This window comes from Streptomyces cirratus (genome assembly GCF_014650775.1).
Taxonomy (GTDB): domain Bacteria; phylum Actinomycetota; class Actinomycetes; order Streptomycetales; family Streptomycetaceae; genus Streptomyces; species Streptomyces cirratus.
Genome location: NZ_BMVP01000008.1, coordinates 217,636 through 231,201 on the forward strand (window position 1 = coordinate 217,636; position 13,566 = coordinate 231,201).

At 71.3% G+C, this 13,566-nt stretch carries 13 protein-coding genes; 11 read left to right on the top strand and 2 right to left on the bottom strand.

Going from position 1 to position 13,566, the window contains the following annotated elements; translation table 11 throughout:
* The first annotated feature begins 153 nt into the window (after positions 1 to 153).
* The 5 genes from IE207_RS21355 (at position 154) to IE207_RS21370 (ending at position 3,468) form a co-directional block, all read left to right on the top strand.
* Positions 154 to 1,569, top strand: a complete 1,416-nt coding sequence (locus IE207_RS21355; protein WP_190185861.1) for an NAD(P)/FAD-dependent oxidoreductase — start codon at positions 154 to 156, stop codon at positions 1,567 to 1,569.
* Positions 1,570 to 1,775: 206 nt separating this feature from the next.
* On the top strand, positions 1,776 to 2,519 hold the full coding sequence (locus IE207_RS21360) for a LysR family transcriptional regulator (RefSeq protein ID WP_229873864.1): 744 nt from the start codon (positions 1,776 to 1,778) through the stop codon (positions 2,517 to 2,519).
* Positions 2,495 to 2,665, top strand: coding sequence for a hypothetical protein (locus tag IE207_RS33330; RefSeq protein WP_229873865.1), 171 nt, complete (start codon positions 2,495 to 2,497; stop codon positions 2,663 to 2,665). The genes IE207_RS21360 and IE207_RS33330 overlap by 25 nt, the downstream gene beginning before the upstream one ends.
* Before the next feature lie 114 nt (positions 2,666 to 2,779).
* A complete protein-coding gene (gene dmpI, locus IE207_RS21365; protein ID WP_190185862.1) occupies positions 2,780 to 2,962 on the top strand; it encodes a 4-oxalocrotonate tautomerase DmpI in 183 nt (60 codons plus the stop codon).
* 278 nt (positions 2,963 to 3,240) lie between these two features.
* Positions 3,241 to 3,468 carry a hypothetical protein gene (locus IE207_RS21370; RefSeq protein WP_190185914.1) on the top strand — a complete coding sequence of 76 codons (228 nt, stop codon included), beginning with the start codon at positions 3,241 to 3,243 and terminating at the stop codon, positions 3,466 to 3,468.
* Between the two features lie 599 nt (positions 3,469 to 4,067).
* Here the strand turns inward: IE207_RS21370 and IE207_RS21375 are convergent.
* The gene (locus IE207_RS21375) at positions 4,068 to 4,982 is read right to left on the bottom strand and encodes an aldose 1-epimerase family protein (RefSeq protein WP_190185863.1); all 915 of its coding nucleotides are present in this window, start codon (positions 4,980 to 4,982) and stop codon (positions 4,068 to 4,070) included.
* A gap of 288 nt (positions 4,983 to 5,270) precedes the next feature.
* On the opposite strand from IE207_RS21375, the gene IE207_RS21380 reads away from it, so the two are divergent.
* The 6 genes from IE207_RS21380 to IE207_RS21405 all read left to right on the top strand — a co-directional run bounded on the left by IE207_RS21380 (position 5,271) and on the right by IE207_RS21405 (position 11,198).
* Complete coding sequence (locus IE207_RS21380; RefSeq protein WP_373304740.1) at positions 5,271 to 6,110, top strand: SDR family oxidoreductase; 840 nt, start codon at positions 5,271 to 5,273, stop codon at positions 6,108 to 6,110.
* A 45-nt stretch (positions 6,111 to 6,155) separates the two neighbouring features.
* Complete coding sequence (locus tag IE207_RS21385; RefSeq protein WP_190185865.1) at positions 6,156 to 7,628, top strand: cytochrome ubiquinol oxidase subunit I; 1,473 nt, start codon at positions 6,156 to 6,158, stop codon at positions 7,626 to 7,628.
* Complete coding sequence (locus IE207_RS21390) at positions 7,625 to 8,683, top strand: cytochrome d ubiquinol oxidase subunit II (protein WP_190185866.1); 1,059 nt, start codon at positions 7,625 to 7,627, stop codon at positions 8,681 to 8,683. The genes IE207_RS21385 and IE207_RS21390 overlap by 4 nt, the downstream gene beginning before the upstream one ends.
* A gap of 52 nt (positions 8,684 to 8,735) precedes the next feature.
* Complete coding sequence (locus IE207_RS21395; RefSeq protein WP_190185867.1) at positions 8,736 to 9,275, top strand: gluconokinase; 540 nt, start codon at positions 8,736 to 8,738, stop codon at positions 9,273 to 9,275.
* 456 nt (positions 9,276 to 9,731) lie between these two features.
* Positions 9,732 to 10,253, top strand: a complete 522-nt coding sequence (locus tag IE207_RS21400; RefSeq protein ID WP_190185868.1) for a hypothetical protein — start codon at positions 9,732 to 9,734, stop codon at positions 10,251 to 10,253.
* Positions 10,254 to 10,559: 306 nt separating this feature from the next.
* On the top strand, positions 10,560 to 11,198 hold the full coding sequence (locus tag IE207_RS21405; RefSeq protein ID WP_190185869.1) for a DUF998 domain-containing protein: 639 nt from the start codon (positions 10,560 to 10,562) through the stop codon (positions 11,196 to 11,198).
* A 737-nt stretch (positions 11,199 to 11,935) separates the two neighbouring features.
* Here the strand turns inward: IE207_RS21405 and IE207_RS21410 are convergent.
* A complete protein-coding gene (locus IE207_RS21410) occupies positions 11,936 to 13,522 on the bottom strand; it encodes an AMP-binding protein (RefSeq protein WP_190185870.1) in 1,587 nt (528 codons plus the stop codon).
* Positions 13,523 to 13,566 lie beyond the last annotated feature (44 nt).

The window sequence follows — 13,566 nt, forward strand, 5'->3', positions numbered from 1 at the left end:
ATCGACCTCGCGCGCTCCGTTCCTCCGTCAGCGCCCCCTGATGCACCCCCGCGCGCCCCTTCACCGCTCTTGATCGCCCCCGCATCAGCACGGTGAAGTGGCGCTCGGACGGGGCCGACCGGGCCTCCGATGGCTCGACGGACGGGGACCGGCATGACGGACGCTGACATGGACGCCACGGCACCGGAGACGATCGCCGACACGAACGCGAGTACGTCCACGGCAATGGCCCCGGGCGGCTCCGGCTGGGCGCGCGCCGTGGTGATCGGCGGCGGCTACGCGGGCCTGCTGGCGGCGCGAGTCTTGGCCGACCACTTCGCCGAGGTCTTGGTGCTGGAGCGCGACGTGGTCGACCGCACGACCGGTGCGCACCCCACCGCACCGCAGTCCTACCACGCGCACGCGATGCTGGCCAAGGGCGCCCAGACGCTGGAGCTGCTCTTCCCGGGGCTGCGCGCGGAGTTGGAGCAGCTCGGCGCGCCCGTCTACGACTACGGCGAGCGGATCAGCTTCCTGCTGCCTACCGGCTACGCCGTGCGCACCAGCACCGGAGTACGCATCCAGTCCTTCACCCGCGACGAGCTGGAACTTCGGATCCGGTCCCGGGTGCTCGACCTGGCTCGGGTTCAGGTGCTCTGTCGCACCCGGGTCGTGGGTCTGGGCCGGGGCCCGGACGGCAGGATCGAGGGGATCCGCTACCGGAGCGAGGAGGGCGGGGAGCGGGCGGTCGCCGCGGACCTGGTGGTGGACGCCTCCGGGCGCACCACCTCGATCGACGACTGGCTGGGCGAGGCTCGGCTGCCGGTGTCGGCGAGGAAGACGGTGAAGGCGAAGATCACCTACACCACGATGGTCTTCGACCGTGCCCCCGGGGATAAGGACTACGACCTCGCCTACCAAATGACCTTCGCCCCGTCGGTGCGTCGTGGCGGCGCCATGCTCGCGGTGGAGCGCGGCCGCTGGGTCTGCTCGCTGTTCGGCTTCGAGCAGCACCCACCGGCTGACCCGGACGGATTCCTGGAGTACGCGCGCAGCCTGGACAACCCCCGGCTGGCCGAGCAGATCGCCCGCCGCAGTCGACACGACGGATTGCACCGTTACACCAATCCCGGCAGCACCTGGCGTCTGCACCACCGCAACCCCGGCTGGCCGGAGGGACTGATCGCGATCGGGGACGCGCTCTGCGTCTTCAACCCCGTCTACGGCCAAGGGCTGACCGTGGCCGCCATCGAGGCCGACGCACTCGGCTCGCTGCTCCGCCGCCGCTGCTCGGCGGGTACGGGCCTGGCCGGCCTCAGCCAGGAGTACCTGCGCACGGCGGCCGGGATCATCAAGGTGCCGTGGTCGCTGTCCACCACCTCGGACCTGATGTGGAGCCCGGCCGGCCAACCACTGGCCGCCCGCTTCGCCCACTGGTACAACCAGCAGGTCTTCGCACTGGCCCGGCACGACGCCGACGTCTGGACCCGCTTCGTCAAGGTGGCCAACATGACCGCCCCATCCTCGCTGCTGATGCACCCCTCCGTTGTCGCCAAGATCGTCCGACAGGTCCTCACCCCCCGACGGTGACTGACAGCCCGTCGCCTCCATGCGCATCTCGCCAACGTGGTTCGGCAATCGGTTCGCAATCTGACTGACCGAGCTGTCCGCGCTCGCCTTGCCCCCGGCGGCGAGGGCGTCCCCGGTGGCGGGAGCGGCCCGGCCCGGCCGTACGCTGCCCGGGGGCCTTCGCGGGCCGCCGCAGATCAGGACAGGGACCGGAACCGGGGGATCACGTGGAGCTGCGCCAGTTGCGGTGCTTCGTCGCCGTCGCGCAGGAGTTGCACTTCGGACGGGCCGCCGACCGGTTGATGCTCGGCCAGCCGGCGGTGAGCCAGCAGGTGCGCCGGCTGGAGCGAGAGTTGAAGGTGGAGCTGTTCGACCGCTCGCCGCGGTACGTGCGGCTCACCGCGGCCGGCGAACGGTTCCTGCCGGCCGCCCGGGAGGTGCTGGCCGCCGAGCGGGCCGCCGCGGCGCTGGCCGCCGAACTGGCGGTCCCCGGCGCCCGGACGTTCGGGCTCGGTACCATCACCGGGCTCGGCGAGCGGCTCGACCGGATCCTCGACGCCTACCAACGGCACGCGCCCGAGGTCCGCGTGGAACTGCACTCGGCCCCGGTGCAGGAGCGGCTCGCCAGACTCGCGGACGGCCGCCTCGAGGCGGCCTTCGTCCGCGGCGAGACTCCCGCGGACACCGACGACGTGCGCTTCCTGCCGCTGCGGGCCGACGAGTTGATGGTCGCGCTGCCCGCCCGCCACCCGCTCGCTGAGCGTTCCGAGCTCGACCTGGCGGACCTCGCCGAACTGCCGCTGCGGCTCACCGAGCGCCGCAACCATCCGGCGCTGGTCGACTTGGTGCTCACCGCCTGCCACAGGGCCGGCTTCCAGCCCGTCCCCGGCCCGGCGTCCAGCACCCTGCAGGACACGCTCGCCGCGATCGGCACCGGCACCCCGACGTGTACGCGGCCAACGCCCGCCTGACCAGCCATCCGCGGATCGCCTTCCGGCCGCTGCGGGAGCGGGTGCCGGCCTTGCCGCTGGCGCTCGGGGTGCGCCGCACCGTGCCGCACCCGCAGCTGCTGGTCGCGGCCTGCCGGGGGCGGCCCGCGCACGATTACGAAGCGTGATCGCTGCCAGAGCGAAGCGCGTCTGGTTCGCCGCCGGGCTCTGCGGTGGACTGTTCCCAGAGCGCAGACCGGACATCAGGAGCCGGATAGCGCAACCGTTTTGAGGAGCAGTCCATGCCGATCGTCACCGTCCAGCAGGGCCCCCGCAGCATCGAGCTCAAGCGCGAGCTGGTCGCGCGGATCACCGACGCCTTCGTTGACACCCTGCAGCTGCCCGCCGAGACCGTCCAGGTCTGGATCCACGAGGTCCCCGCCGACAGCTGGGCCTCCGCGGGCAAGCTCACCGCCGACCGGTAGCGGCCGCACGGACACCCCCACAACGGGCGGCGGATGGAGGTTGACGCTGGAAGTGTTCCAGCGGGGAGGCTCCGCCGCGTGCGGTGAGCGGGCGCGCGGACCCCTGGCAACGGGCGCCTGAGGGGAGCGGACGAGGAAAGGGGCTGGTCGGATTCCGGAGGACGCACTCCGGGTGGGGATCTCCCCGTGCATGCCCCCGGGGCACCGCGGGTAGTGGGGGCTGCCCCCACCGCCTACGGACCGGGCAGCGGGATGGCGCGGTGGATTCCGGGTCGGCGATGGTGGGTCGGTACCCGTTCACGGCCACCGCCGTCACCCTGGCCCTCGTCGGCGCAGCCGCGCCGGCCGCCACCGCCCACCAGCCGACCACCGACGGAACCTGGCGCACCGACGGCTACAGCACCGTGCTGTTCATCCGCCACGGAACGCCGTCTTCATTACGGAGGAGTTCGACCAGAACCAAGGACTCGGCCTTCGACCGGGCCGTGAAGGTCCTGAACGACTAACCAGGGCGCCCCGCCCGTGCCGGGCCGGCAGGAGCACAGCCGTGCTCCTGCCCCGCCCCCGCCTCACCTCGCCGCGGCGGGAGTCAGGCGCAGACCGTCGCTTGAGCCACCTGACGAACTTCGCCGCGCGGTTGGACGGGCTTGCGCCGCACCTGGCGGACGCCGCGCCCTGGCACCCGTGGGAGGGGACATCCCGGCACGGGCCGGCAAAGACGCTGCGCCTCGGCCGGACCGTCTCCGCTGCGCCCTGATGCGAGCTCGCCGAGCGCCTCACGCGGGCCGGCCCCAGCCCCTCGGCGCGGGCTCGACCTTCTGCGCTTGTGGGGTGATCGGGTGTCGTGGCGGTCTAGGCGATCACCACGGTAGCCGTCACGGGAACCCCTGCCCACGCCTCGCATGCGCCGCACCCCACAGGCGTACACGGACCCGAACGGGTGGGCCACGCCCCCGGGCGCCCATTGGTGCGCCGGCGCCCGGGGGCCAGAGCGTCGGGGGTGCAGATCAGGCGGCGGGGCGGCTGGCACGGATCAGGAGGGGGACGACGATGGTCTTGCCGCCGGGGTGGAAGCGGATGCGTCTGGCCGAATGCGGCCCACCCCCTACCCTCGCCAGGGTGCGAGCCCCCACCGCAGGGTGTGCCGGGCCCCCGGTTCGAGGCGCACCTGGGCCGGGTCGCGGCGGAAGGCGTCGGGTCCGCAGCTCATCGGCTCCACGGCTACGCTCCGGCGCCGGTAGGGCTCGGCCAACGTGTCCCCGGTGTACACCTGTACGAAGTCGGCACCCTGGCCGAGCCACAGATCGGTACCGTACGCACCGGACGGCTCGGACAGACGTACGACGGCGCGCCCGTCGGCGGACCGTCGCAGGTCGGTGAAGGCCGTGTCCAGCCGCAGCGGGCCGATGGGCCGGGGCGCACCGAAGTCGTTGGAGGCCTGCGAGACCGCCTCGGTCGCGACGGGAAGGCCGCGATCGTCGGTGCGCAGCCAGGTCCGGGCGGGAACGGTCAGCAGGGTGTCGTCGACCGTGCCGGGTCCCACGGCGAGATACGGATGCTGGCCCACTCCGTACGGGGCGGGGGCGTCGCCGACGTTCCGCGCGGTCAGCGTGACCGTCAGGCCCTGGCGGTCGAGGGCGTACTCCGCCCGGGCCACCAGGTGGAACGGGTACCCCGGTTGCGGCCAGAGCGTGGTCGTCAGCACCACGCGGCCGTCCGTCTGTTCCACAGGCTGCCACGACGTCCAGCGCAGCAGGCCGTGGATGGCGTTGGCGTGCTCGACCTCGTTCACGGGCAATTGGAGTTCCCGCCCCCTCCAGCGGTACCGGCCGTCCCCGATCCGGTTGGGCCACGGCATGAGGAGTTGTCCGCGTCCGCCCTCGATCGGGTCGTCGGCGTCGAAGCCGTCGACGATTGGGCGCTCGGCGACCGCGTAATGGCGCAGGGCGCCGCCCAACTCCACGACCACGACGGTCTGTGGACCACAGGTCAGCCGGAACTGGGCACCCGTCCGATGCATCTTCGCCGTCCTCGCCGGTGGCGGTCGGGATGCGGGGCAACAGCACTGGAGCCCGCACACCGGGTAGTTCCATTGCAGCACCGGCCGGATCGCGGCGCACCTCGGCCGGGGCGGCCCCGCCGTGGGCGCGTTCGCCGGCGGGGCTCCCGAGCCGCCGCTGAGCCGTTCGGCCGGGGGGAGCACTCCATAGGGGCAGCCGCAGTCGTGCCACCGGGCCGGGGCAGGGTCGCGATGCTCTGGTGGTGGCGCGCATCGTGTGTCCCCGTCGGCGCTCAGGGAGAGATGTCAGTGGAAGCCAGCCTCAGTGACGGTCCAACGCTTCTCGTTCCCCAGATCCTCAAGGGACAGAAGGCGCTGGTGACGGGAGCGAACTCCGGCATCGGCAAGGCCACCGCGATCGGCCTCGGGCGGGCGGGCGCCGACGTGGTCGTGAACTACGTCGCCGGGCAGGACGCCGCCGAGAAGGTGGTCCGGGAGATCGAGGGCTTCGGGGTCCGCGCCTACGCGCACGAGGCCGACGTGTCGCAGGAGGGCCAGGTCGTCGACATGGTCGCCCGGATGGTGGAGGAGTTCGGGACCATCGACGTGATGGTGGCCAACGCCGGTCTCCAGAGGGACGCCGCGTTCACCGACATGACCATGGACCAGTGGCGCAAGGTGCTGGAGGTCAATCTCACCGGTCAGTTCCTGTGCGCCCGCGAGGCGACCAAGGAGTTCCTGCGCCGCGGCGTCGTCCCAGAAGTGTCCCGCTCCGCCGGGAAGATCATTTGCATGAGTTCGGTGCACCAGGTCATCCCCTGGGCCGGGCACGTGAACTACGCCTCGTCCAAGGGCGGCGTGCAGATGCTCATGGAGACGCTCGCGCAGGAACTCGCCCCGCAACGGATCCGCGTGAACGCCGTCGCTCCGGGCGCGATCCGCACCCCCATCAACCGCAACGCCTGGGACACCCCCGAAGCCGAGGCGGACCTGCTGCGGCTCATCCCGTACCGCCGCGTGGGCGACCCCGAGGACATCGCGAACGCGGTGACCCTCCTCGCCTCCGACCTGCTCGACTACGTCGTGGGGACGACGATCTTCGTGGACGGGGGAATGACGCTGTTCCCCGGCTTCGCCACCGGCGGCTGAGCCCGCAGTCCGCCCGCCGTCCGACACGAAACCGCCAAGGCCCGCATGAACAGCGCGATCGCGATCATGGCGGACACCCCGCCGCAGCTGCTCCCCGCCCGTGAGCTCATGGCCTTCACCCTGGCCTCCCACATCCTGCTCGTGCCCTTCGGGGTGGCCCTGCCGGCCATCACCCTCCTGATGCACTACCGCGGGCTGCGCAAGGGCGACGCGGTCGCCCTGCTGCTCGCCCGCCGCTGGTCGGCGGTCATGGCCGTGCAGTTCGCCATCGGCGTCGTCACCGGTACCGTGCTCTCCTTCGAGTTCGGCCTGCTATGGCCGGGACTGATGGGCCGCTGGGGTGATGTCTTCGGCCTCGGATTCGGGGTCGAGGCGTGGGCCTTCTTCCTGGAAGCCGTCCTCATCGCGATCTACCTCTACGGCTGGCGCAGGCTCAAGCCGTGGACGCACTTCTGGCTGGGTCTGCCCCTGCCGCTGACCGCGCTGATGGGGGCGTTCGGCATCATCGCCGCGAACTCCTGGATGAACACGCCGCGGGGCTTCACGCTGGACGCGGGCGGCAACCCCGTGGACGTCGACGTGCGCAGGGCGATCTTTACGCCGATGTTCGGGCCCGAGTACTGGCACTTCGTGGCGGGGGTCGTCCTCACGGCCGGGTACGTGGTCGCGGGGGTGTACGCGGTCGGCTGGCTGCGCGGCCGGCGCGACCGTTACCACCGGCTCGGCTTCACCGTGCCGTTCACCGTCGCCGCGATCCTCACCCCCGTTCAGTTCGTGCTCGGGGACTCCATCGCCCGCTCTGTCTTCCACAAGCAGCCGGTGAAGTTCGCGGCCACCGAGATCGTCTGGAAGACCGGTACCCACGTACCGGAGTACATGTTCGGTCGCCTGCATTCGGACGGGTCGATCTCCGGCGGGATCAAGATCCCGCAACTGGACTCGATCCTCGCCGGTTTCAGCCCCGACACCCGGGTGACGGGACTGACGGCGGTGCCCGCGAGCGACCGCCCGACGGCGACCCAGGCCACGATCGCCCACTGGGCGTTCGACATCATGGTGACGATCGGGAGCCTCCTCGTCCTGCTCGCGCTCTGGTACGGCTGGTGCTGGTTGCGCCGACGTGAACTGCCGCGCTCACCCTGGTTCTTCCGGTGTGCCGCGGTGGCCGGAGCGGCCTGCCTGGTGACGGTGGAATGCGGCTGGATCACCACCGAAGTGGGCCGCCAGCCCTGGATCGTCTACCAGAACATGCGGGTGTCCGAAGCCGTCACGGACACCCGGGCCACGTCGTTGTGGGCGATGCTCGCGATCGTCGTCGTGGTCTACACACTGGTCCTCGGCACCTTCCTGGCCGTCCTGCTCACGATGCGCACCCGGTGGCGGGCCGCCGACGAACAAACGGTCGGCTCCCATCCCGACGGCTCCCCGGAGGGCGACACGCCCTACGGTCCGCGCCGGTCGGCCGCCGCCGCGGCACCGGACCACGGCACCGCGCACGATGACGGAGGAGGGCCATGATCGAGGACGTCGTCGCATGGGTGCTGCTGGCGGCGGTGGCCGCCTACGCCTGCGCCGGCGGGACCGACTACGGCGCGGGCTTCTGGGACCTGTTCGCGGGCGGCCCCGAACGGGGCAAGCGTCCCCGGTGGTTGATCGACCACGCCATGGAGCCGGTCTGGGAGACGAACAACGTCTGGCTCATCTTCGTCCTGGTGATCATGTGGACGGGGTTTCCGGTCCTGTTCCAGACCGTCTTCACGGCGATGTGGCTGCCCCTGGCGCTCGCGGCCGTCGGGCTCGTCCTGCGCGGTGCGGGCTTCGCCCTGCGCAAGCCCATGACACGCCTCTCGCGGCGCAGGGTCTACGGCGCCGCCTTCGCCGTCTCCTCACTGCTCACGCCCTTCTTCCTCGGAGCAGTGGTCGGCGGCCTGGCCACGGGCCGGGTCGCTCCGGGAACGAAGGCCTCCGCCGACGCGTGGTCCAACGGGACCTCCGTGCTCGCCGGGCTGCTCGCCGTCGCGGCGACGGCCTTCCTGGGCGCGGTGTTCCTGACCGCCGACGCCCGCCGCTTCGACGCCCCCGACCTCGTCCGCTACTTCCGGCTGAGGGCATGGTGCAGCCTCGCGGTCATCGCCGTTCTCGCCGTGGTCGGCCTCGCCGTCACCCGGCACGACGCGCGCTACGTCCACGACGGCCTCACCAGCGGCATCGGTCTGGCCCTGGTGGTCGCGGCCGCGGTCAGCGCGGTGGCCACCGCCGGACTGCTGTACCGCGCCGTGACCGGCTGGGCGAGGCTGACGGCGGTCGGCAGTGTCGCCCTCGTCGTGGTCGCTTGGGGGCTGGCCCAACGGCCGTATCTCATCCCCACCTCGCTGACCGTGGACCAGGCGGCCGGAGCGTCGACGACATTGCGCTGGCTGCTCCTCGTCACGGCCATCGCGGTGGTGCTCGTCGGACCGCCCCTGGTCCTGCTCTACCGGCTGGACACCGGGGGAGCCCTGCAACCCCTCGCCGAGAACGACCTGCGGCGCACGGCCGCCGACCGGGGTGGGTCCGGCACCCCACCGTCGTGACCAGGCCTCGGCGGACGGCCGTCGGGGCCGATGCGGACAGAGCGGGTGACGCGTGACGGGGCCCGGGCGCGAACCGGTGATCGTGGTGGTGCTGGGCGTCTCCGGCGCCGGGAAGAGCACCGTGGGCAAAGCCCTGGCAGAGGCCCTCGGGGTGCCGTTCCTGGAGGGTGACGACCTACATCCCGGCGCGAACATCGCCAAGATGGCCTCCGGCCGCTCCCTGGACGACACGGACCGCGCCCCCTGGCTCGGCGTGCTCAGGGAGCGTATGCGGCAGTCCTCCCGGGCGGGCCGGGGGCTGGTGGTCTCCTGCTCGGCGCTCAAGCGGGCGTATCGCGACGAACTCCGCGGGGCCGCCCCGAACGTCTGGTTCCTCTACCTGGTGCTGGACCGCGAGACCGCCCGGGGGCGGGTCTCCCGGCGTCCAGGCCATTTCATGCCCGCCCTGCTGGTCGACTCCCAGTTCGAGGCGCTCGACCCGCTGGAACCGGACGAGCCCGGCGCGACCGTCGACGCCACGGCGGCCCTGGAGGACACCGTGGCCCGGGCGCGCGGCGCCGTCGCCCGCCTCGGTGGGGGGCCGCAGCGGTGAGGAACCGGTTCTTCCCGGCCGGGGTCAGCCGCCCAGGAGTACGGCGATGTCGCCCGAGCGCGGCGTCGGAGCTGCGGAGCGGGTTACGGGCAGCAGTGTGCCGTCCGGGCGCACCAGGGCGGGCCGATTGTCGACGCCTCGCCGCCCGCTGACGGTGCGCCTGGCGGACCCGGCCGGGTTCCAGCGACCGCCCGCACCCCCACCGAGGTCCGTACGAGGCGCGAGCATACGTGACGCAGGGCCAGCGGAAGCCATCGTGCTCTGTTGTATGCGCCCGCCGGAATGCAGCTGATGCCGGAAGGCGCCAGGTCACGAGCTGCGGCTGGCGAGGGGGCGACGGATCCGTGTGCCCTGCTCGGCGGAGATCAGCCGTGCGGCGTATTCTCCCGCCCCGAACGGGCGACGGACAGGGCAAACCCTCCCCGGGGAGGGTTTGCCGCCAGTACCCATGAGGCCATGACTTCTCGTGGAGGACGGCTTCTGGCCGTTGTAAGCAGTGCTGCGCTGGTCGGCCTTGTGGCCCTGGCGAGCGGCATCGTCCCGGCTCAGGCCGCGCCCGGTGCCCGTGCGTCGGTCGAAGGGTGCAGCAACAAGACCGACAACCGCAGTCCGAACAACTGGACCGCGGCCGATTGGAAGATCTGTGTCGGCAACTATGGGGGACCTCACGGTGAGGTCGACACCAAGTGCTACGCCGGACAGACCATCGGCTGGAATGCCAATCCGTGCACGGTCTCGGGGTCCTTTGAGATCCGCAAGGGACAGGAAGTCGTCAAGTCCGGCAGGTTCGCCGTCGGTTCCCCGATGAACGGGATCGTCACCGCGGTCCCCTTCCGCTTCAGCTGCCAGGGACACGGCGTGTACACCTTCAAGACCACAGGCGTCCATGCCACGCTCCGCGACGGCAACGGCAACCCCAGGCAGGGCTACGAGTCCGCGGCCGTCGCAGACGCGACAGCCGCTGTCACCATGTGCTGAACTGAGCGACTTCCACGCAGCGCGGAGCCCCGGCCGGAGCGTGGCCGGGGCTCTGCGCTGCGCACGGCAGCTCACTGCCTGCGAACCGGCATGAGGGACGCTCAGGATATCGGGCGCCATCCGGTTCTCCCGTAAGGAGGGCGACCGGGTGCGCCCGGCCGAAGTCAGGTTTTCCCCACCCTGTTCCAGGGGGCTTGTCGGAGTGCCTGAGTCCGGCATCGCATGATCGGCTGTCCGCACGGGATTCACGTGACGGAAGGTGGACAAGTGAGGGTCCGGATCGGGTACTCGGCATGGATCGCGGGTGTGGTGCAGTTCTTTGTCATCCACGGGATTGCCCAGTCGGCTTGGGCCAGACCGTATAGCTGGGCGCGGAACAACATCAGCGACTTGGGCAACGCCCACTGCGCCCTGCAACCAGAGCCGGAGGCGCGATACATCTGTTCCCCCGAGCACGCTCTGATGAATGCTTCTTTCGTCGCCCTGGGAGTGCTGCTCGTTGTTGGCGTGGTCCTGACCGGTGGTGTTTTGTGGCGCAGAGGCCGGCCCGCCGCCGCGGCCCGTGTGCTGCTCGCCGGTGCCGGCGTGGGATTCGTGCTGGCCGGGTTGGCTCCGGCAGACGTCAACGAGAACCAGCATGTCGTGGGCGCCCTCTTCATCATGGCAGCGGGCAACCTCGGTCTCGTTGTGGCCGGGGTCGGCCTGGCAGAGCACGTGCCTCTCTCCCTGCGGCGGGGTACCAGCCTGCTTGGAGTCACAGCGATCACGGCCTTCGGGCTGTTCCTCTCCCAGCACTACCTCGGCCTCGGCATGGGAGGTATGGAACGGGTCGCCCTTTTCCCTCTCCTGTTCTGGGCGCTGGCCGTCGGTGTCCGTGGCCTCGTCCGTCGGGCAGGTCATATGCACGAGGTGATGCCGAGCCAGCGTCTCAGCCGCACTGGTTGAGAGCTCTGGTCAGGTTCCGGTTGGGCGCACGTGCGACGTCGAGATCGGATCGGGCATCATCCGACGCGGATCCCCGACCTCGTCGCCGCGGCCGCCCAGCTCCCGGACGCCCTGGTCCTTCATGGCGAACCGGTCGTCCGGGACACGGCGGCGGGCCGGCTGTCGTCCGAGGGGATGCAACGCCGCACCCCCGCTGGAAGCCGCACCGTGCGAGCTCGCCGCTCCCGGACCGCGTTCTTCATCGCCTTCGACGTCCTCCAGAGCGATGCCCGGGACGTCCCCGCGGCGCCGGCGTCGAGCCGGGACGCGACACACGGTGACGTGACATCCCCACCTTCGCCCTGTCCGGAGCTTCGCCCCCTGACCTGCGCCGACAACGGCCGTACGTCGCCGACACTCTGGGCAAACCGAGGTCTTCACCGTCCCGTACGAACCGCATGTGCTGATCGCCACCCCCAAGTACGCGCAGGAGATAGCCCGTCCCTTTCTCCGGCACGCCGGGCGCGTCGAACACAGGGTGTCTCAAGGACGTGTCAGCGCCCCGGTTCGAGCCCACACCCTGAAACCGGATGCCCGGAGCGGGAGAGCGCGAGGGGTCCCCGCACCTGTGACAGGCCGGCCGGATCCGAACCGGTGTGATGACACGCGCGGGCCAGGCCAGACCTGGTGGGGAGCGGAGTTGGTCGGCGGGGCCGGTCGACGGCCTCTTCGGGGGTTGCGGTTCTGCGGGGGCGGGCTCAGAAAGACGAGCCCCCGGCCTCCGGTGCGGCGGCCGCCGAGGGGCCGGCAAGCCGGGATCGCAACAGGCGCCGGTCCGGTTTGCCCACGGCCGTCAGAGGGATCTCCGGTACGAGGTGCACGGCGTACGGAGCGTAGAGAGCCCCCTTGCGGACGGTGACGAAGTCCCGCAACTCCTCCAGCGAGGGACGGTGCCCGGCCACGGGCACCACAGCCGCGTGCACTTCTTCCCGTGCGTGATCGTCACGGCTGCCGAAGACCGTGCACCGGGCGACGGCCGGATGACGCAGCAGCAGCTCCTCCAGATCGGCCGGATAGACGTGGCCCCCGACGACCACGATCATCTCCTTGATCCGGTCGACGATGTAGAGGTGACCGTCCTCGTCGAGGTAGCCGACGTCGCCGGTGTGCAGCCAGCCGTCTCTCAGCACCTCGGCGGTCAGCTCCGGCTGCTTCCAGTAGCCGTGCATCACGTGGTGCGAGCGGACCTGCACCTCCCCGGGTTCACCCGGCGCCAGGACGGTGCCGTCCGGGCTCCGGACGGCGATCTCCACACCGGGCATCGCGCGGCCGACCGTCAGATGCCCGTCGCGACCGGTCAGCTCCTGTTCTCCGGGGCCCGCTTCGGTGATGAGCTGCGCCTCGGCCTGGCCGTACCAGCCGTACAGGACGGGACCGAGGACCGCGGCCGCCTCGCGCAGCCTGTCGGGCGAGGCGGCCGTGCCGCCGTAGGTGACCCGGCTCAGGCTGCTCAGATCGGTGCCCGCGAGGTCGGGGTGGTCGAGGAGCTGATAGAGCAGCGGCGGCAGCAGCCATGTGTGTGTGATGCGTTCACGGGCGACGGCGGCCAGGACCTCGCCCGGGTCGAAGCCGTCCTGCAACACCACCGACCCGTGCTGGTACAGCGTGCGGTCGACGAGGAGGCCCGCGAGGTGGGCCAGCGAGGTGCAGGCGAGGAAGCGGGGCGGATCGCCGGCACCCGCGAGCCGGTCGTCGAGGCCGCGCCGGTGCGAGGCGTGGCTCATCCGGATGCCCTTGGGCATCCCGGTCGTGCCACCCGTGTGCCCGATGCGCCAGTCGTCCTCCGGGTGGGCCAGGCCCCGCAGCGGATGTGCGGGGCGGAGGTCGGCCAGGGCCATGACGTCCTCGGCGTAGGTGCTCGGCCCCAACGACAACGTACGGTACGCCGCCGCCGTGCCCGCCAACTCCGCGCCCGTCACCTGCCGGCGACCGTCCACGAGGAGCAGCGAACAGTCCACGCTCGCCATGATGCCCGCCATCGTCGTCGCGCTCGTGCCTTCGTAGAGGGTGACGACCGTGCCTCCGGCCAGGTTGACGGCGTAACGTGCGACGAGACCCTCGGCGGTGCTGCCGGTGAGCAGGGCCACCGTGGTGCCGCGGCCCACACCGCGATCGCCCAGTTCGGCGGCGAGGCGATGCACACGGTCACGGAGGTCGGCCGCACGGATCTGCGACCCGTCGGCAGTGGTGATCACCGTCCGCCGCGGCTCGGCGGACAAGACATCGAGGATGGCCTCGACGTAGCTGACGAATGCGCCCTTCACAGGGCCGTACTGCCCGCTCATCGCCGTCTCCCTGGTCGAAATCCATGTGGCGCCCCTGACGCTAG

Coding starts and splice junctions, on each gene's coding strand:
- IE207_RS21355 (WP_190185861.1), top strand. CDS start 154: ATGACGGACGCTGACATGGACGCCACGGCACCGGAGACGATCGCCGAC.
- IE207_RS21370 (WP_190185914.1), top strand. CDS start 3,241: ATGGTGGGTCGGTACCCGTTCACGGCCACCGCCGTCACCCTGGCCCTC.
- IE207_RS21385 (WP_190185865.1), top strand. CDS start 6,156: ATGAACAGCGCGATCGCGATCATGGCGGACACCCCGCCGCAGCTGCTC.
- dmpI (WP_190185862.1), top strand. CDS start 2,780: ATGCCGATCGTCACCGTCCAGCAGGGCCCCCGCAGCATCGAGCTCAAG.
- IE207_RS21375 (WP_190185863.1), bottom strand. CDS start 4,982: ATGCATCGGACGGGTGCCCAGTTCCGGCTGACCTGTGGTCCACAGACC.
- IE207_RS21390 (WP_190185866.1), top strand. CDS start 7,625: ATGATCGAGGACGTCGTCGCATGGGTGCTGCTGGCGGCGGTGGCCGCC.
- IE207_RS21400 (WP_190185868.1), top strand. CDS start 9,732: ATGACTTCTCGTGGAGGACGGCTTCTGGCCGTTGTAAGCAGTGCTGCG.
- IE207_RS21410 (WP_190185870.1), bottom strand. CDS start 13,522: ATGAGCGGGCAGTACGGCCCTGTGAAGGGCGCATTCGTCAGCTACGTC.